Genomic DNA, 18,116 nt, shown 5'->3' on the forward strand with positions numbered 1-18,116 from the left:
CAGAAAAGGACACTACATGACCTCCGTACTCATGACCACCAACAAGGGCAACATCACCGTCGAGCTGGACGCCGAAAAGGCGCCCAAGACCGTTGCCAACTTCCTGGCATACGTTGAACAAGGTCACTTCACGAACACGATCTTCCACCGCGTGATCAAGGACTTCATGATCCAGGGCGGCGGTTTCGAGCCGGGCATGAAACAGAAAGCCACCGACGCCACCGTCGAAAACGAAGGCAAGAACGGCCTGAAGAACGACAAGTACACCATCGCCATGGCCCGTACCTCGGCGCCGCACTCGGCATCGGCCCAGTTCTTCATCAACACCAAGAACAACGACTTCCTGAACTACCCGGGCCAGGACGGCTGGGGCTACGCCGTGTTCGGCAAAGTCACCCAGGGCACCGAAGTCGTCGACGCCATCAACACCGTCGCCACCTCGCGTTCGGGCATGCATTCCGACGTGCCTGCCGAGCCGGTCATCATCGAGAAGATCGAAGTCGTTCAGTAATCAGTAACAGGCGCGCGGGAACCAGAACACCAGCACCATGTCCACTCCCGCGCGCACGCTCGCGCTTTTCATTTCCGACCTGCACCTGCAGGAATCCCATCCGCGCACCCTCGATGCCTTCTTCCGCTTCCTGGAAGAACACGGGCGCCAGACCCGCCAGCTCTACCTGCTGGGCGACATCTTCGAATACTGGGCCGGCGACGACGATCTCGACACGCCTTTCAACGCCCGCATCGTTGCCGCATTGCGTACGCTCGCCGACGACGGCGTCGCGTTGTTCTGGATGGCCGGCAACCGCGACTTCCTGGTCGGGCAAGGCTTTGCCGATGCCGCCGGGCTGACCCTGCTGCAGGAACCGTACGTCATCGATATTGGCGGCCAGCGCATCGCCCTCGTGCACGGCGACGCCGAATGCACGCTCGACACCAAATACATGGAATTTCGCGCCATGGTGCGAGAGAAAGCCTGGCAAGGGCAATTCCTGTCCATGCCGCTCGCGCAGCGCAAGACCATCATCGCCGGCCTGCGCGAAGGCAGCCGCGAAGCCCACACCACCAAGTCCTACGCGATCATGGATGTCACGCCTGATGCCATCGAGGCCGTGTTCGACGCTACCGGTGCGCAGGTGCTGATCCACGGACACACCCACCGCCCCGCCGTTCACCGGCACGGCGCGCGTTTGCGCTACGTGCTGCCGGACTGGGAACTGGATGCCGAACCGGCGCGCGGCGGCTGGATCGCCATCGACGGCGACGGTGCCATCCAGCGTTGCGGACTCGACGGCCGGCCGGCCTGAATCCCCGCTCCGATAAAATAATTTGCTTTTGGCAATAGTTCGTTAGTTTTCTCGCAAGCAAATCCTCTATCATTGCCAGCTGGTTCACAGCCCGCGCAAGAGGATCCGTCGTGCCCATTCCATCGCATCTGGCGCCGCGCAGGCCGCGGCCATCGCACGGCCCAGCGCGCCATTCCTGCCGTATACCCCCGTTTTTATGCAGCTCGTCGCATTCCGCTCGTTGACTGGAATGCTGGTGTCATACTCCACTACAACACCAACGCATTCATCCACCAGGAGCCAGACATGCAGAAACATGTAGCGCTGCAGGGAGCCGCCAAGGCAGCACGACAGGGAGGCCGGACATGAACATCGGCTGGAACGACAACGCACCGATCTACCGCCAGTTGAAGGACCGCGTCATCGGCATGATGCTCGACGGGGTCCTGAAAGCCGGCGACGCCCTGCCCTCGGTCCGCCAGATCGCGGCCGAATACCAACTCAACCCGATCACCGTCTCCAAGGCTTACCAGGAGCTGGTCGACGAAAACCTAGTAGAAAAACGAAGGGGAATTGGCATGTACGTTACCGAAGGAGCAAGCGAGAAACTGCTCGCAAGCGAACGCGAGCGCTTCCTGAGCGAGGAATGGCCGGCCATGGTCGAGCGCATCCGCCAGCTCGGCCTGAGCGTCGAGCAGTTGCTGCACACCGCGCAGCCGGGAGGAACAGCATGAACGCCGTCATCTCCGCGAAAAACCTGACCAAGAAGTACGGCAAGCAGACCGCCGTGGACGGCATCGACTTCGAGATTCCGGCCGGGCGCATCGTCGGCCTGATCGGCCCCAACGGTTCCGGCAAGACCACCACCCTGAAGGCGGCCCTCGGCCTGATTCCTTTCGAGGGCGAGTTGCGCGTGATGGGCCTGGACCCGCGCACCCAGCGCGACGCCCTGATGCAGGATGTCTGCTTCATCGCCGACGTGGCGATCCTGCCGCGCTGGCTGCGGGTGCGCGACGCCGTCGATTTCGTGGCCGGCATCCACCCGCGCTTCGACCGCAGCCGCGCCGAGCGCTACATCGCGAATACCCGGCTGAAACCGGAGATGAAGGTCAAGCAGATGTCGAAGGGCATGATCGTCCAGCTGCATCTGGCGCTGGTGATGGCCATCGACGCCAAGCTCCTCGTGCTCGACGAGCCGACCCTGGGCCTGGATATCCTGTACCGCAAGCAGTTCTACCAGAACCTGCTGGAAGACTATTTTGACGAGAACAAGACCATTGTCATCACCACCCACCAGGTCGAGGAAGTCGAGCACATCCTGACCGACCTGATGTTCATCCGCGACGGCCGCATCGTGCTGGCCGCCTCGATGGACGAAGTCGGCGAGCGCTATGTCGAAGTCATGGTCCCGGCCGACAAGGTGAACGCGGCGAATGCGCTGCAGCCGATCGACCAGCGCACCGTGTTCGGCAAGTCGGTAATGCTGTTCGACGGCGTCTCGCGCGCCCAATTGGCCGCCCTCGGCGAAACGCGCAATCCGAGCGTGGCCGACCTGTTCGTGGCAACGATGAAAGGAACCTACGCATGAATACGATGAAATGGCTGCTGCGCCGCGAGTTCTGGGAACACAAGGGCGGCTTCGTGTGGGCGCCGCTGATCGCGGCGGTGATCATGGTGGTGCTGGTGGCGGGCGTGGTCGGCTACGGCGTCTCCAGCGGCAGGATGAACGGCGACAGCATCACGGTGCGCGTCGGCGGCGAGGAAGTGCACCGTTCGCAGATGGCGGACCTGGCCACGCGCCACAGCCGCACCGAGATGGCCAGCGTGGCCGCGAATAACTACATCGCGGTCGGCGCCCCGGTCTTCATCGTGCTGCCGACGGTCGCCTTCTTCTACTTCCTCGCGGCGCTCTACGACGACCGGCGCGACCGCAGCATCCTGTTCTGGAAGTCGCTGCCGATTTCCGACTCGACGACGGTGCTGTCGAAACTGCTGACCGGACTGGTGCTGGCGCCGGTGATCACGGTCGGCATCGCCAGCGCGGCCGCCTTCCTGATCCTGATGCTGGCCGGGGTCGCCGTCAGCGCCCAGGGCGTGAACCTGTTCGGCCCGGTGCTCAGCAACGTCAACCTCTACCTGTCGCCGGTCTACCTGCTGGCCATGATCCCGGTGTATGTGCTGTGGGCGCTGCCGACCGCCGGCTGGCTGCTGCTGGTGTCGAGCTGGGCGAAATCGAAGGTTTTCCTGTGGGCCGTCGGCCTGCCGCTGATCGTCGCCGTCCTGCTGAAATGGATGGACTACCTGTTGGCCCTGTACGGCAGCACCATCCACGCCGACTGGATCGTCAACAACGTGCTCGAGACCCTGCTGCTCGGCCTGGTGCCCGGCGCCTGGTTCATGGACGGCGGCACCGCGATGCCGGTCAACGGCGGGCACGGCGTGGACTTGCTGTCGGTGCTCGGCGCTTCCTGGGGCAGCCTGGCGCGGCCGGAACTGTGGGTCGGCGCGGCGGCCGGGGTGGCGATGATCCTCGGCGCCGTGCGCCTGCGCCGCTGGCGCGATGAAGGCTGAGGGGACGATCGTGCGCCGCGCCCTTCCCGCTTGTGCCCTGGCCGCCCTGCTCGCCGCTGGCCCGGCGGCCGCCGTGCCGGGCATCGACGAGCCGGATACCGTGAAGGTCAACGCGATCCGCAACCCGGAGATCCACACCTACAAGGCCGTGCTGGCCGGGCTGGACAGCTTCGACCAGCACCACGCGCTGGCGCCGAACGTGGCGGAGCTGCGCTTCCGGATCCGGCCGCGCGGCGGCGCCGGCCTGCCGCAAGCGCCGCGCGTGCGGATCGAAGGCGACCATGACTTCATCCTGCCGCTCGACCTCGACGCCAGCCACCGCTTCAGCGTGCCGCGCAGCGAAGCGGCCGAGGATGCGCACGGCGAAGTCGTGCTGAACCAGAAGCGCAAGTTCTACCGCATCCATCCCGACGTGCGCACACCTGGCCTGCCGGCCAACGTGCGGCGCCTGGGCGACCTGCGGCTGGAATGCAAGACCATGGTCGCCATCGCCAAGGAAGAGATTCCGCTGTTCTGGGTGCTGACGATCAACAGCCTCCTGCTGACCCGCGACTGGTGCAATTTCACGCACAAGGAAGCGATGCCGGACTGGGGCTTCGACAGCGACGCGCCGCTGGTCGGGGCGATCCTGCAAGAGGGAAACCGCAGCAAGCTGTTGAAAACCGACGGCGACCGCTTCAGCGTGGCGCTGGGCGACACGTCCTGGGGCGACGATGCGCTGGTCGAACTGGAGTTTGCGCCGGCGCCGGGGGCACCCGCGCCCTGAAGCGCCACATCACGCATCACATAGAACGAAAAGAGACGACGATGAAGAACCTGTTCCCTACCCTGCTTGCCGCCGCGGCCCTGGGCTGCTGCGCCCTGGCCCAGGCGCAAGCGCCCGCCACCCTGGCCAGCGAACAAATCGCTGTCGGCGCCAGGCCGTATCACATGCAGATGGCCAGCCTGGGGAGCGGCCGCTACACCGTGATCTTCGAATCCGGCTTCGGCACCGACCTGCGCGCCTGGCGCAAGGTGGCGCCGGAAGTGGCGAAGTCGGCGCGCGCGGTGGCCTATTCGCGCGCCGGCCACGGCATGTCCGAGGCCCGGCCCGAGCCGCGCACGATCGAACAAAGCACGCTCGAACTGGAGGGGCTGATCGCCAGCGCCAAGCTGGCGCCGCCCTTCGTGCTGGTCGGGCATTCGTATGGCGGCCTGCTGGTGCGTTCCTTCGCCGCGCGCCACCCGGAACAGGTGGCCGGCATGGTGCTGGTCGACCCGAGCGACGAAGGCTTCAACCCCGCCCTGCGCCGGCTCGACGCCGAACGCGCGGCGGCCGACGAGCGCGCCTTTGCGGCCATCGTTCCGCCCAAGTTCCAGCCCGAACTGCAGCTGCTGCAGCCGGTGCTCGACAGCGGCAAGCTGCCCTTCGCGGGCAAGCTGCCCGACGTGCCGGTCGTGGTGCTGACCTCGACCCAGCAGGCGGACAAGCCGGAATTCTTCCTGGAGACGCCGCAGGCCGTGGCCATCAAGGAAAAGCTGCATGCGGACTTCGTGCGCCAGTTCAGCCGTGGTTCGCAGGTGCTGACGTCGAAGAGCGGCCACAACATCCAGCTGGAAGAGCCCGAGCTGGTGATTGCGGCCGTGAAGAAGGTGATCGCCGCGGCCGACCGGGCCGGGGCGCAGGCAGGGCGCTGAAGCTTACTGGAACTGCTGGCGGAAGGCCTCGAACTGGGCCTTCAGGTCGCTGACCTCGGCGCGCAGGGCCGCCACTTCGGCTTCCAGCTGGCCGACGCGGCTGCCCGGCGCGCTTGCCGGGCTGGCGGCGGCGCCAAAGGCCGCGCCGAAAGCTGAATCATCGCGCGCGGTCGAAATCTCGCCGCCCAGCAGCTGGCCATAGCGCGATTCCTTGGTGCCCGGAGCGCGTTCCAGCTTCGCCACCAGCGGCGGGTATTTATCGATCAGGAACTGCAGCGCGCTTTCCGCCTCGCCGACGCTCTTGAATTCGTGCAGGCGCCCGGTGCGGGTGCGGATCTCGCCGGCCGTCTGCAGGCCGCGCAGCATCAGCACGGTCAGCACCGCGACCTTGTCCTGCTCCAGCGTCCACTTGATGCGCATGCGGTGTTCGTACTTCGTCACGCGCGCGCCGGCCTGGGTGATGCCGTTCACCAGGCGCCGTTCGATCAGGCGCTGCAGGGTGTCCTGGACAGTGTCCTCGGACAGCTGCATCACCGGGTCGCGGCTCGAGAGCTGGTTGCAGCCGGTGACGATCGCGTTCAGCGACATCGGGTAGTTATCGGGCGTCAGCGCTTCCTTTTCGGCGAGCACCGCGAGCACGCGGATCTCGAACGGATCCAGCACATCCTTGGTTTCTTCAGTCATCGGTTCCTCAGTCGACCAGCCGGTTCAGTTCGGCCGAATCGAGTTTATCACCCTCGCGCACGTTCGGACAGGCGATGCCGGCCGCTTTGATGGTCGCCGTCAGGCGTTCCAGCTGCTCGTCCTGGCGCGCCACGTGGTCGATCAAGCCGCGCAGGGCCTTCGACAAGGGGTCGTCGCCGTTCGGCGTGACGCCATAGGCGGCGAACATGCGTGCACTCCTCGACTGCGATTGGTCTTCCTTGCGCATGATGTGGGCCGGGTTGCCGACCGCCGTGGCGCCGGCCGGGACCGGTTTCACGACCACCGCGTTCGAGCCGATCTTGGCGAACTCGCCGACCGTGAACGCGCCCAGTACCTGGGCGCCGGCGCCGACGATCACGCCGCGCTCGAGCGTCGGATGGCGCTTGGTGCCGGCCACCAGGGTGGTGCCGCCCAGGGTCACGCCCTGGTAGATGGTGCAGTCGTCGCCGACCACGGCGGTCTCGCCGATCACCACGCCGAAGCCGTGGTCGATGAAGACGCGGCGGCCGATGGTGGCGCCGGGGTGGATCTCGATGCCGGTGAAGATGCGCGCGATGTGCGAGACGAAGCGCCCCAGCCATTTCAGGTTCATGCGCCAGCAGGCATGCGCCCAGCGGTGCAGGACGATGGCGTGCAGGCCGGGATAGCAGGTGAGCACTTCCCAGCCGTTACGGGCGGCCGGGTCGCGTTCGATGATGTTGCGAATATCTTCGCGCAGGAAGGAAAACATAATCAATACATAAGCGAAACAGCGGCAATGGTAGCTTATCCGCGCGCCGTGTGCTTGGCGAGGGCCGGTTTTCCACGCCGGCCGCCGCGCGCTTCAGTGCGGCACTTCCTCGCCGAACTCGGCCTGCAGCCAGGCGTCGAGTTCCTGGCGTCCGCCGGCATCCAGGCTGGGGCCGAGTGCGGCATACCATTCGCGGCCGCGTTCGTCGCCGAGCACCGCGTGCACGAAAGGCCGCGTATTGGCCAGGAAGGCGCTGAAGAAAGGAAGGCCGCGCAGGTGCAGGAAGGTCGAATCGGTGTTGCCGAGATCGGCATAGAGCTGGCGGATCTGCTCCAGATAGGGCATGGCGGCATGGCGCTCGCCGGCGTGGCCGAGTGCGGTGACGAAGGCGGTCAGGATCTGCATGGCCGGCATGTCGCGGGTACTTGCGTTGCGCGCCGAGCAGGTGTCGATCCATTCGACGCCGAGGGCCAGCTGGCCGGCCATGACGGCGCTGGTCGCCACCTGCAGGGCATTGTGCGCCGAGTCTTCCTCGCCGAACAGATCGCGCCAGTAGGCCAGCGCCTCGCTCCAGCGCGCCAGGCGCGAGCAGGCGATGGCGCAGATGCGCAGTGCGTCCGCACGCAGCGCGGGATCGGCTGCGCCGGTATGCGCCGCAGCGGCGGCGAGCGCTTCGGCATAGCGATCGTCCTGGAGGTGGGCCAGCGCGGCGGCCAGCGCCGGCGGCACCGGCTGCTCTTGCGCGCCCTGCCCCGCCGCGGCCCAGCGCGCGAGCAGCGCGTCGAGGTCCACGCCGTCCAGGCGCAGGTACTCGAACAGCAGGGTTTTCTTCTGCTCGCTGCGTCCACGCTCGCCCTCGTGGGTCGCGATGGCGATGATCGAAAGGTAGGGGCCCTTTTCCTGGCAGCGGTACAGCAGCACTTCGGCGTAATCGGCCGCATCCGCCGGCACCGGATGCAGGTTCCGGGCCAGGCCGGCCGGATCGTCCAGCAGCGCCTGCACGTCCTCGTCGTCCAGCGGCGCAAAGCGCTGCGGCACCGTGATCTCCTTTGCCCAGGCGCCGGAGGCCTCGCAGAACGGCTGCTGCGCGCGCATGCGGCCCAGCGCCGGCGCCATCGGCACGTGGATCCCTAGTTCGCCCAGCCAGATCAGGGCCAGCACGACGGCCGGCACCCGCCATTGGCCCAGGTGCAGGCTGCCGCTCGTTGCGAGTTCGAACATGAAGCGCGCCATCGCGATCGGATCGGCGAGCGTGCTCCAGAACAGGCCGGCAGGCGCCATGCCGGCAAACTGCGGCGATTCGCGCACCGAGGTGACGGCGATCCATGCCGCCCATTGGCAATACCAGGCGGCGAGCGCGAGCACGATGCCCGCCCTGCGCATCCATTCCGGGTTGCGCACCTTGGCACGCGCCGCGACGACGCTCGCCAGGATGCCGACGCAGCCGGCATAGCAGAAGGCAAGGAAGACATTGATCACCAGCGGTGCGCGGGTAATCAGCCAGACATAGGCCGAGGCCAGCGGCAGGAGCGCCAGCAGGGCCAGCAGGAAGACAGGCAGCAGGGTGGCGGGCACCCGGCCCGAGGGACGATAGAACGTGGTCATGAACGGCTCCGCATGGACGCATGGACTTCGGAAGGAAGCCCCATTATGCGACCATGGGAAACGATCAAGTTGCCGAGAGACAACTTAACGGCATCGGTGGGAGATGCCGCAAACGCGCCGCGCGGCGCGCACCATCAGATGCCGCGCTGGCGGCGTGCCTCGTACAGGCAGACGCCCGAGGCCACCGACACGTTCAGGCTCTCGACCGAACCGAGCATCGGGATGTTGACCAGCAGGTCGCAGGTTTCGCGGGTGAGGCGGCGCATGCCCTCGCCTTCCGAACCCATCACCAGCGCGATCGGGCCGGTGAAGTCGGCTTCGTACAGGCCCTTGTCGGCGTCGTCCGAGGTGCCGATCAGCCAGATGCCGCGCTCCTTCAGGTCGCGCATGGTGCGCGCCAGGTTCGTGACCGTGATGTAGGGCACGGTCTCGGCGGCGCCGCTGGCGACCTTCGCCGCGGTGGCGTTCAGGCCGACCGCACGGTCCTTCGGCACGATGACCGCGTGCGCGCCGACGCCGTCGGCCACGCGCAGGCAGGCGCCCAGGTTGTGCGGGTCGGTGATGCCGTCCAGGATCAGCAGCAGCGGCGGACCCTCGATGGCATCGAGCAGCTCGTCGAGGTTGCGCGCCAGCGCCAGCTGGCTGGCGAAAGCGATCACGCCCTGGTGACGGCGGGTGCCGACGATCTTGTCGAGACGGCTGGCTTCGACCGGCATCACGCGTACGCCGGCTTCCTTGGCGTTCGCGATCAGGGCCTTCATCCGTGCGTCGTTGCGCTCGGCGTCGACGAAGATTTCTTCCACGGACTGGGCTTCATGGCGCAGGCGCGACGTCACCGCGTGGAAACCGAAAATCATTTTATTCTTCATGCTTTACTTCTTTTCTTGCTCGTTTTGGATGCGGTGTCGGCCTCGGCGGCCGGCTTCTTCTTGGCGCTGCTCTTGGCGGCGGCGCTCTTCGGGGTTGCTGCGGGTTGTGCGACTGGTTGTGCGACAGGCTTCGCCGCAGCTTTCGCTGCCGGTTTCGCTGGACGCTTCGCCGTTGGTTTGGCTTCCGGCTCGGCTGCCGGGGCAGCGACCGCTTCCACGGCGACTGCCGCTTTCACGGCGCGCGTGCGGCGCGGCTTGGCCGGCGCCTCGACTGCGGCGATGGCTTCGGCGACGCCAGGCGACGCGCTAGGCGACGCGCCAGGCGACGCCTCGGCGGCTTGCGCAGCCACGTCCGCCGCCTTGGTGCGGCGTGTGCGCTTGGCGGCAACCGGCGCCGCCTCGGCCACGGTCTCGGCTGGCAGCACCGGGGCCGGGGTTTCCAGCACAGCCTTGACAGCCTTGGCGGCACGGGTGCGCTTCGGTGCTGCGGCCACCGGGGCCTCTACAGGCTGCGACGCTGCCGGGGCGACCGGCGCACGCACGGCTTCCACCTGCTCGGCCGGGGCCGATGCAGCGGCGGCCTTGCGCTTGCGCGCCGGTTTGGCTGGGGCTTCGGCTGGCGCCACCGCTTCAACCGGGGCTGGCGCCACGGCGGGAACGGCCACTTCCACCGGCACTGGCTTGGCTTTCGCCTTGCGCGCCGGCTTGGCTGCTGGCTGTGCAACCGCCTCGGGCTGCTGCGGCGCCTCGACCTTGTACACCTGTGCGTCCTGGACCGGCTGCGCATTCGATGGCTGCGCATTTACCGGCTGCATAGTCACTGGCTGCATGGTCGCCGCCTGCGCACTGGCTGCCTGGCGTTCCGCCGCTGCCCTGCGGCGCGCACTGCGCGAACGCTTGTTCTTGCTCTTGCCGGTGCTTTCGACAGGCGCGGTCTCGGCATCGGTGTCGGCCTGCGGCTCTGGAGCACGCCCGCCGTTTGCCTGCTGGCGCGCCAGTTCCGCCGCTTCCTTGCGGGCACGGCGCGAACGCTTGCCCTTGCCGGCCGGCTTGGCCTCGAACATGTCGTCGAACTGCAGGCGCGAGCCATTGCCGTTCGCCTGCACCGGCTTGGCGTCGCGCGCAATGTCGGACTTGGCCTTGCGCTTGCCTTCGTCGGCATGGGCCGGCTGGCGCGCCTGCGCCGGGGCTTCGCTCACGCTCGCGCCGTCCGCCAGCACCAGGTCGATCTTGCGTGCTTCCAGGTCGACCTTCGCCACCTGCACCGTCACGCGGTCGGTCAGGCCGAAGGTTTTACCCGTACGCTCGCCGCGCAGCAGGTGGCGCGCCTCGTCGTACTGGAAGTAATCCTGGCCCAGGCCGGTGACGTGCACCAGGCCTTCGACGTACAGCTCGTCGAGCTGCACGAAGATGCCGAAAGTGGTCACGCCGGCCACGGTGCCGGTGAACGATTCGCCCAGCTTGTCCTGCATGAAGTAGCACTTCAGCCAGTTCTCGACGTCGCGCGAGGCTTCGTCGGCACGGCGCTCGTTGGCCGAGCAATGCACGCCCAGGGCGTCCCAGATGGTCAGGTCTTTTTCGTTCTTCGCCTTGCCTTCCGCCTTGTCTTTCGCCGCCTGCTTGCGGGTGGCGTTCGAGACGGTCGTGTTCAGCTTCGACACGTCCAGGCCCTTCGGCTCGTAGCGCTTGCCCAGCAAGATCGCCTTGATCGCACGGTGCGTGAGCAGGTCGGGATAGCGGCGGATCGGGCTGGTGAAGTGGGCATAGGCCTCGTAGGCCAGGCCGAAGTGGCCGACGTTGTCCGGGCTGTAGACGGCTTGCTGCATCGAGCGCAGCAGCATGGTCTGCAGCAGGGCCGCGTCCGGGCGCTCCTTGATCTCGCGCATCACGGCGGCGTAGTCCGAGGCGCTCGGCTTGTTGCCGCCGCCCAGGTTCAGGCCGGTCTGCTTGAGGAAGGTGCGCAGCTGGTTCAGCTTTTCCTCGGTCGGCACCGCGTGGATGCGGAAGGTGCCCGGGTGCTTGTGGCGGATCAGGAGGTCGGCGGCGCACACGTTGGCGGCCAGCATGCACTCCTCGATCAGGCGGTGCGCATCGTTGCGGGTACGCGGGATGATCTTCTCGATCTTGCCCATCGGGTTGCAGACGATGTAGGTCTCGGTAGTCTCGAAATCGATGGCCCCGCGTTCCTGGCGCGCGCCCAGCAGGGCGTGGAAGACTTCGTTCAAGTTCAGCAGGTGCGGCACGATGGCCGGACGCGCTTGCGCTTCCTCGCCTTGCGGATCGGCCAGCACGGCGGCGACCTGGTTATAGGTCAGGCGCGCGGCCGAGTGGATCACGGCCGGATAGAACTGGTAAGCCGTGACTTCGCCCTTGGCTGTCACGACCATGTCGCAGACCAGGGTCAGGCGGTCGACGGCCGGGTTCAGCGAGCACAGGCCGTTCGACAGCTTCTCTGGCAGCATCGGGATCACGCGGCGCGGGAAATACACCGAGGTGCTGCGCTCGATGGCGTCGGCGTCGAGCGAATCGTTCGGCTTGACGTAGTGGCTGACGTCGGCGATCGCCACCAGCAGGCGGTAGCCGCGCTCGCGGCCCAGCTTGACCGGTTCGCAGTAGACGGCGTCGTCGAAGTCGCGCGCGTCTTCGCCGTCGATGGTCACCAGCGGCACGTCGCGCAAATCGACGCGGTCCATCAGGTCCGGGTCGCGCACTTCGTTCGGCAGCTTGTTGGCCTGCTTCAGCGCGTTTGGCGAGAACACGTGCGGCACGCCGAACTTGCGCACGGCGATTTCGATTTCCATGCCCGGGTCGTCCAGCTCGCCGAGCACTTCGACGATGCGGCCCGTCGGCTGCTGGAAGCGCGCCGGCTGCTCGATCAGTTCCACGCTCACGACCTGGCCGGCTTTCGCCTTGCCCGGACCGCCGGCAACCAGCACGTCCTGGTTCATGCGTTGGTCTTCCGGAGCCACGATCCAGACGCCGCCTTCGTTCAGCAGGCGGCCGATGATATGGGTATTCGCGCGTTCGACGACCTCGACGATGGTGCCTTCCGGACGGCCGCGGCGGTCCGTGCCGACCACCTTGGCCAGCACGCGGTCGCCATGCAGCACTTTCTGCATTTCCTTGTCGTTCAGGAAGAGATCGGGACCGGGTTCCTCGGGGATCACGAAGCCGAAGCCGTCGCGGTGCGCGGCGATGCGGCCGGCGATGAAGCCGCCGCTGTCGGCCAGCGAATAGATGCCGTCGTCGCCGGCGTTGATCTGGCCGTCGCGCTGCATGGCGTTCAGGCGGCGTCCCAGGACTTCCTGGGCGGCGGGCTTGACCTTCAGGGCACGGGCGAGAGTGGCCGCGTCGAGTGGGGTACCGGCATCGCGGAAGACGCCGAGGATTTCCTCGCGGCTAGGAATAGTATGAGTAGGTTGCTTCAAATCGGTTTCTTGAATTCTTCTGTATAAGCGCCGGAGCGGCCGGCACCATGGTTGGATTGACACCTTGACAGGCGTAGTGTAACGGAGGACCGGGTGATTCGCCTAACGAAGCGTGCTGCGTGGCGCTATATAGAGCGAATTGGGACGCGGGCTGATTAGCCAGGGAAATGGGCCGGCGCTTTGTCGGTCATTTCGGTGCGGTCATTTCTGTGTGCTGCAGGGTCCGTTATACCCTTGCAGGAGAGTCTTTGACTTTTGCAATCCTTCCGCTATAATCTCGGCTCTCTCGCAACGACACATGTTGAAGCGAAAGAAAAAGAAGGTGCAGCATCAGGAGGTTCTACGTAAGACAGCGAAAGTTGATCTAGCGAAAAATAGGAAAGCCTGATATTGTATCAGCTTCAGCAGTAAAGCAGTAAATGAGCAGCAAGCAGTAACAATGCCCACGTGGCGGAATTGGTAGACGCGCATGGTTCAGGTCCATGTGCCGCGAGGTGTGGGGGTTCGAGTCCCTCCGTGGGCACCAGCTACTGGCAGTACTCCGCAGTTTGTTGTACCGCGATACCGTCAAGGTAACGCAAAAATGAAGTTAGCAGCATCAGTGCCCACGTGGCGGAATTGGTAGACGCGCATGGTTCAGGTCCATGTGCCGCGAGGTGTGGGGGTTCGAGTCCCTCCGTGGGCACCAGCTACTGGCAGTACTCCGCAGTTTGTTGTACCGCGATACCGTCAAGGTAACGCAAAAATGAAGTTAGCAGCATCAGTGCCCACGTGGCGGAATTGGTAGACGCGCATGGTTCAGGTCCATGTGCCGCGAGGTGTGGGGGTTCGAGTCCCTCCGTGGGCACCACTCTACTGGCAGCAAACCGCAGCAGTAAGCAGTACCATTGATCGTAGGGTGGGCACTCCGTGCCCACGCGGAAGGTAGATCAGTGTTAGCAGTATTGAGCAGTACCGTAGGGCCCACGTGGCGGAATTGGTAGACGCGCATGGTTCAGGTCCATGTGCCGCGAGGTGTGGGGGTTCGAGTCCCTCCGTGGGCACCACTCTACTGGCAGCAAACCGCAGCAGTAAGCAGTACCATTGATCGTAGGGTGGGCACTCCGTGCCCACGCGGAAGGTAGATCAGTGTTAGCAGTATTGAGCAGTACCGTAGGGCCCACGTGGCGGAATTGGTAGACGCGCATGGTTCAGGTCCATGTGCCGCGAGGTGTGGGGGTTCGAGTCCCTCCGTGGGCACCAAAGGCTTTTCCCGGTTATCCGGTGCAAAACGCCGCAATCCTTATCCAAGGTTTGCGGCGTTTTTCATTTCTACTTCCCTATTGCGCCGCCAGGTCATCCAGGATCGGGCAATCCGACCGGCTATCGCCATGACATGACGCCGCCAGCCGCTCGAGCGTACGCCGCATCGCCTCCATTTCCGCGATCTTGCGGTTCAATTCATCGATATGTGCACGCGCCAACGCCCGCACGTCGCTGCTTGCACGGCCCTTGTCCTGCCATAGCGCCAGCAAATCGCGGATCTGGTCCAGCGAAAAGCCGAGCGCGCGGGCGCGGTGGATGAATTGCAGCACCTGCACATCTTGCGCCGAATACACCCGATACCCGGCATCGGTGCGGCGCGCGGCGCCAATCAGGCCGATCGATTCGTAATGGCGGATCATCTTGGCCGATACGCTAGAAGCGCGGGCGGCGTCGCCGATATTCATGCTGTCCATTCCTTGTTCTCCAGTCGAGCGAAAAGCATACACCTTCCCATCATGGGAAGCACAAGAACGGATGGCTGAGAGCGGCCTGTGCTATGCTCGGCTTCACATGAAAATCTCATCGTTCGTCTGCGGCTGCCTTGTCGCCGCCGTCTGCGCCAGCGCCCTGGCCAAGCCCGCTCCCTGGTTCCAGTGGCGCAGCAAGGCCAACGGTGCGCTGGCCTGTTCGCAAACCCCGCTCGGCTCCGGCTGGGAACGCGCCACCGGCCCGTATCGGGACGCCCGTTGCGAAAAGCTCATCGTTGCTAAATAATAGGCTGCTCGTTCTACAAACTGAGCCAGCATGTGTGCCAGCACGTCGTCCGTCGTTCCATACCTATACCGAGGAGACATTGATGTTCACGAGCCCAGAGCAATTCGCCAGCGCCACCAAGACCTTGTTCGACCTGCAGATGCAGACCTTCGACATGCTTGCCAATAAAACCGTCAAAGGCCTCGAACAAGTCGTCGCGCTGAACATGGCGACCGCACGCAATACGATGGACCAGACCCTCGCCGCCAGCCGCGACCTGAGCCAGGCGCGCGACGCCCGCGCCGCCTTCGACGCCCTGTCGGCCCGCATGGCGCCGGGCGCCACCGACAGCGCCGAGTACCGCGCCCAGCTGAAGACCATCATCGACGAGATGCAGAGCGAGTTCCGGCGCGCGGCCGATGTGCACGTGGCGGAAGCGAAAAGCACGCTGTCGGCGCTGATCTACGACGTCACGCAAAACGTGAAGCCGGGTTCGGAGAACGCGGTCGAGATCATCAAGGCCGCCATCGACAATGCCTTCAAGGGCTACGAGCAGGTGACGCAAGCTACGCGCCAGGCGGTGCAGAATGTGGAAGAGCAGATCGCCAAGGCGTCTTCGCTCGTGAATCCCGGCATGGGCAAGGCGGCGGCGCCTGCCGACAAGCCAGCCGAATAAGCCGGCTCGGCAAAACAGACAGGGCGGCCTCGCGACTGCCCTGCAATAATCTTTCATGGAAGCGCCTTTCGTGAAAGATTATTTCATCCCTCCGTGTTCCCTTTCCGCTCGATTCCCAGCAGTTCGTCGACATGGGACAGCGCAGCCGCATCCTTGACCACCATCTTGAGCCACACGTGCAGCGGCTGCTCGCCCCAGCTGGCCGCCTTGTCGGCCAGATAGGCGACCGGGCTGTGCGGCTCGGTATGGCGGAAGAACTCGGCCACCGCGCGCAACTGGGCCAGGGCCTGGGCCCGGCTTTGCAGCGGCCCGGATGCCATCGCGCCTGATGCCGTCGACGGAGGCGGGGCCGATGCTTGCGCGCCCGGCTGCACCACTGCGGAAACCGCACCTGCCGCCGCCTTGCCCGCCGCCGGCGTCACGAAATGGATCAGGTTCTGCAGCGCCGTCTTCGCATTGCTGAAGCTCGGACCATCGCTCCCGAGCAGGCTGTCGACGGCGGCTTCCATTTCCGCCAGCATGGCCAGGCAATGCTCGCCGTCGCCCAGCAGCTTCTCGGAAAAGGCTTTCGAGGTACGGCTGCGCGCCGTTTCGACATCGGCGATCGCATCGGCCCCATGCGTGCGCGCCGCCTCGATGTCGCGCATCGAAAAGCCCGCGCCTTCGGTCACCGGGCACTCGGTCACCAGTTGCGGCACACGCGCCGCGATCCAGCTCAGGTTACCAATGCGCTGTTCGAAGCCGTCTTCGTCGGGCAGCGGATACAGGCCGTCCCAGTAACGTTCGCACAGCGCGCCGATCAGCTGCAGCGCGTCGCCCAGGCCGCGCAAGCCGGCGGTCTTGGCGTTCGCCTCGGCCAGCCACACCGCCAGCTGCAAGTCCTTGCTGCGCGTCTCGATCAGCAGCGCGCAGCGTTTCGAGACGAACTTCCAGTCGGCTTCCTTCAGCGCGGTGACCCAGGCGCCCTGCTCCAGCGACGGATCGTCGGCCTTGCGCGCCTGGGCAATCGCATCGAGTTCGGGCGTGAACGCCAGGCTCTCGCCGCAAGGCGCGGCATCGCTGACCGGCGTCAGGAGTTGTTCGAGCGTGCTCATGGCCCCTCCTTATGCCGGTTCGATCGTGTACTTGAAGCGTCCGGCCTTGGTCGCGCCGACCTTGACGCGTGCGATCGCCCCGCCCTCGGCCATGCGCGCCAGCACGGTGTCGGCGATCTCGGGAAGGAGCGTGCCGTTCAGGATGGTGTCGACGTTGCGCGCGCCGGAATCGACCTCGGTGCAGCGCGCCAGTACCGCATTCACCAGCGCGTCGTCGTATTCGAAGACAGCCTGGTGGTTGTCGCGCACGCGCTTGCCGATGCGGTCGAGTTTCAGGCGGATGATGTTGGCCAGCACCTCGTCGTTGATCGGATAGAAGGGCACGGTGGCCAGGCGGCCGAGGAAGGCCGGCTTGAAGTGCTTCATCAGCTGCGGGCGAATCAGTTCCGCCAGCGCGTCGGGCTTGGGCAGCTCGGCGCCGCTCTTGTTCAGGCAAGCGGCCATCATCTGGCCCGAGGCCGCGTTCGAGGTCAGGATGATGATGGTGTTGCGGAAGTCGATCTGCCGCCCTTCGGCATCGTCCAGCACGCCCTTGTCGAACACCTGGAAGATCAGCATGGCTTTTCCCAGATTGTTTCTAATCGAATTGGAAACGAATATCTTAGGAGTAATGCCGTGCGCCCTACAGACCAAAATCAAGAGGCCTCGACGCGACCGAACCTGATGTCGTCGCGCCGCGGGGCTGGTGAAGAAAACATCCTGGCGATGCTGGAACGCGATTCCGCCCGGCGCAGCGGCGCGCGCATGACCAGCCCGCGCCTGGCCTGGTACTGCGCGGCGGCAGCCTTTTCCGGCATCCTGGTCGGCGTGGTGGCGTGGCTCGCATACGACAGCCACGAGACGGCAACCGCGATGCAGGTGCAAGTGCAGGCCGAGCGCGTGGCCGAGGGAGACGCGGTGACGCCGCCGCCCCTTCCCGACGCGCCCCATCCGCAGCCCTCGGCGCCGGCGCCCGACGTTCCGGCGGCGGCCATGATCGTCGACCAGCCGCAGAGCATGCCGGCCGCCCCGCCGCTGGTGATGCTGCCGGCGGAACCGGCGGCTAGGCCGCCGGCACCGCCGAAGGAGGCGGCGCCCAGCCAGGCCAGCACGGCCCCGGTCCCTGTCTCGCCGGCCGCTCCGGCCAAAGCGGTGGCGCCGGCCGCAGCGAAGCCGGCGAAAAGCGACAAGCCGGCTGCACTGGCCAGGGCCGACAAGCCCGTAAAACCCGCGGCACGTGCCATGAAAGCCCAGCGCACGGCCACTGCCAGGGCCGCCACGCCGGCGCGTACCCGGAACAAGGCCGCATCGTCCGCCCCCGCCGAGCCGGCTGTCGACACCGACGTCGCCCTGATCTCGGCCATCATCCAGCATTCCGAACGCCACCGCGGCGAACGCGCGCAGCCGGCGCCCTGCACCGGACCGAAATGCCCGCCGCAACCCTCGGCCTCCACCCGCCCCTGATGTGGCAAAAAACCACGGCCGCGCTTCCCGGCGC

General features: G+C 65.8%; 16 protein-coding genes, 5 tRNA genes and 2 pseudogenes. 15 read left to right on the forward strand and 8 right to left on the reverse strand.

Annotated features, from left to right (window positions below):
- Positions 1 to 16: 16 nt before the first annotated feature.
- The 7 genes from QPK31_RS17130 to QPK31_RS17160 all read left to right on the forward strand — a co-directional run bounded on the left by QPK31_RS17130 (position 17) and on the right by QPK31_RS17160 (position 5,534).
- Positions 17 to 511, forward strand: coding sequence for a peptidylprolyl isomerase (locus tag QPK31_RS17130; protein ID WP_229435185.1), 495 nt, complete (start codon positions 17 to 19; stop codon positions 509 to 511).
- Positions 512 to 548: 37 nt separating this feature from the next.
- Complete coding sequence (locus QPK31_RS17135; protein WP_290424119.1) at positions 549 to 1,307, forward strand: UDP-2,3-diacylglucosamine diphosphatase; 759 nt, start codon at positions 549 to 551, stop codon at positions 1,305 to 1,307.
- 344 nt (positions 1,308 to 1,651) lie between these two features.
- Positions 1,652 to 2,020 (forward strand): GntR family transcriptional regulator, encoded by a 369-nt coding sequence (locus tag QPK31_RS17140; protein WP_290424120.1) that lies wholly within the window; start codon positions 1,652 to 1,654, stop codon positions 2,018 to 2,020.
- Positions 2,017 to 2,874 carry an ABC transporter ATP-binding protein gene (locus QPK31_RS17145; RefSeq protein ID WP_290424121.1) on the forward strand — a complete coding sequence of 286 codons (858 nt, stop codon included), beginning with the start codon at positions 2,017 to 2,019 and terminating at the stop codon, positions 2,872 to 2,874. Before QPK31_RS17140 ends, QPK31_RS17145 begins: the two co-directional genes overlap by 4 nt.
- Complete coding sequence (locus QPK31_RS17150) at positions 2,871 to 3,857, forward strand: hypothetical protein (RefSeq protein WP_290424122.1); 987 nt, start codon at positions 2,871 to 2,873, stop codon at positions 3,855 to 3,857. The genes QPK31_RS17145 and QPK31_RS17150 overlap by 4 nt, the downstream gene beginning before the upstream one ends.
- Before the next feature lie 10 nt (positions 3,858 to 3,867).
- Entirely contained in the window at positions 3,868 to 4,623 is a 756-nt protein-coding gene (locus QPK31_RS17155; protein ID WP_290424123.1) for a hypothetical protein, read from the forward strand.
- 41 nt (positions 4,624 to 4,664) lie between these two features.
- On the forward strand, positions 4,665 to 5,534 hold the full coding sequence (locus QPK31_RS17160) for an alpha/beta fold hydrolase (RefSeq protein WP_290424124.1): 870 nt from the start codon (positions 4,665 to 4,667) through the stop codon (positions 5,532 to 5,534).
- A gap of 3 nt (positions 5,535 to 5,537) precedes the next feature.
- On the opposite strand, the gene QPK31_RS17165 is transcribed toward QPK31_RS17160, so the two are convergent.
- The 5 genes and pseudogenes from QPK31_RS17165 to rnr form a co-directional block, all read right to left on the reverse strand.
- A complete protein-coding gene (locus QPK31_RS17165; RefSeq protein ID WP_290424125.1) occupies positions 5,538 to 6,218 on the reverse strand; it encodes a YceH family protein in 681 nt (226 codons plus the stop codon).
- 7 nt (positions 6,219 to 6,225) lie between these two features.
- Positions 6,226 to 6,969, reverse strand: a complete 744-nt coding sequence (gene cysE, locus QPK31_RS17170) for a serine O-acetyltransferase (protein ID WP_290424126.1) — start codon at positions 6,967 to 6,969, stop codon at positions 6,226 to 6,228.
- Positions 6,970 to 7,062: 93 nt separating this feature from the next.
- Positions 7,063 to 8,574 carry a hypothetical protein gene (locus QPK31_RS17175; protein WP_290424127.1) on the reverse strand — a complete coding sequence of 504 codons (1,512 nt, stop codon included), beginning with the start codon at positions 8,572 to 8,574 and terminating at the stop codon, positions 7,063 to 7,065.
- Between the two features lie 134 nt (positions 8,575 to 8,708).
- Positions 8,709 to 9,443 carry a 23S rRNA (guanosine(2251)-2'-O)-methyltransferase RlmB gene (gene rlmB, locus QPK31_RS17180; RefSeq protein ID WP_290424128.1) on the reverse strand — a complete coding sequence of 245 codons (735 nt, stop codon included), beginning with the start codon at positions 9,441 to 9,443 and terminating at the stop codon, positions 8,709 to 8,711.
- 1,211 nt (positions 9,444 to 10,654) lie between these two features.
- Positions 10,655 to 12,871: pseudogene (rnr, locus tag QPK31_RS17185) on the reverse strand (ribonuclease R); the annotation flags it as partial.
- Positions 12,872 to 13,312: 441 nt separating this feature from the next.
- On the opposite strand from rnr, the gene QPK31_RS17190 reads away from it, so the two are divergent.
- The 5 genes from QPK31_RS17190 to QPK31_RS17210 all read left to right on the forward strand — a co-directional run bounded on the left by QPK31_RS17190 (position 13,313) and on the right by QPK31_RS17210 (position 14,113).
- Positions 13,313 to 13,397: transfer RNA gene (locus QPK31_RS17190), tRNA-Leu, on the forward strand.
- Between the two features lie 77 nt (positions 13,398 to 13,474).
- Positions 13,475 to 13,559, forward strand: a tRNA-Leu gene (locus QPK31_RS17195).
- A 77-nt stretch (positions 13,560 to 13,636) separates the two neighbouring features.
- Positions 13,637 to 13,721: transfer RNA gene (locus QPK31_RS17200), tRNA-Leu, on the forward strand.
- Positions 13,722 to 13,832: 111 nt separating this feature from the next.
- A tRNA-Leu gene (locus tag QPK31_RS17205) sits at positions 13,833 to 13,917 on the forward strand.
- A gap of 111 nt (positions 13,918 to 14,028) precedes the next feature.
- Positions 14,029 to 14,113 (forward strand) — tRNA-Leu (locus QPK31_RS17210).
- A gap of 77 nt (positions 14,114 to 14,190) precedes the next feature.
- On the opposite strand, the gene cueR is transcribed toward QPK31_RS17210, so the two are convergent.
- Entirely contained in the window at positions 14,191 to 14,580 is a 390-nt protein-coding gene (gene cueR / locus QPK31_RS17215) for a Cu(I)-responsive transcriptional regulator (RefSeq protein ID WP_290424129.1), read from the reverse strand.
- Positions 14,581 to 14,686: 106 nt separating this feature from the next.
- Between cueR and QPK31_RS17220 the strand changes: the two genes are divergently transcribed.
- Together QPK31_RS17220 and phaP are read left to right on the forward strand one after the other, a co-directional pair.
- Complete coding sequence (locus QPK31_RS17220) at positions 14,687 to 14,890, forward strand: hypothetical protein (protein WP_290424130.1); 204 nt, start codon at positions 14,687 to 14,689, stop codon at positions 14,888 to 14,890.
- 82 nt (positions 14,891 to 14,972) lie between these two features.
- The gene (gene phaP, locus QPK31_RS17225) at positions 14,973 to 15,545 is read left to right on the forward strand and encodes a TIGR01841 family phasin (protein ID WP_290424131.1); all 573 of its coding nucleotides are present in this window, start codon (positions 14,973 to 14,975) and stop codon (positions 15,543 to 15,545) included.
- An 83-nt stretch (positions 15,546 to 15,628) separates the two neighbouring features.
- On the opposite strand, the gene tssA is transcribed toward phaP, so the two are convergent.
- Both tssA and QPK31_RS17235 read right to left on the reverse strand, forming a co-directional pair.
- On the reverse strand, positions 15,629 to 16,639 hold the full coding sequence (gene tssA / locus QPK31_RS17230) for a type VI secretion system protein TssA (RefSeq protein ID WP_290424132.1): 1,011 nt from the start codon (positions 16,637 to 16,639) through the stop codon (positions 15,629 to 15,631).
- Positions 16,640 to 16,648: 9 nt separating this feature from the next.
- Positions 16,649 to 17,194, reverse strand: a pseudogene (locus QPK31_RS17235) (AAA family ATPase); the annotation flags it as partial.
- Between the two features lie 60 nt (positions 17,195 to 17,254).
- On the opposite strand from QPK31_RS17235, the gene QPK31_RS17240 reads away from it, so the two are divergent.
- Entirely contained in the window at positions 17,255 to 18,082 is an 828-nt protein-coding gene (locus QPK31_RS17240; RefSeq protein WP_290424133.1) for a hypothetical protein, read from the forward strand.
- The last annotated feature ends 34 nt before the right edge of the window (positions 18,083 to 18,116 follow it).

The sequence above is a fragment of the Massilia sp. YIM B02769 genome, assembly GCF_030411995.1.
In the GTDB taxonomy this organism is placed as follows: domain Bacteria; phylum Pseudomonadota; class Gammaproteobacteria; order Burkholderiales; family Burkholderiaceae_D; genus Telluria.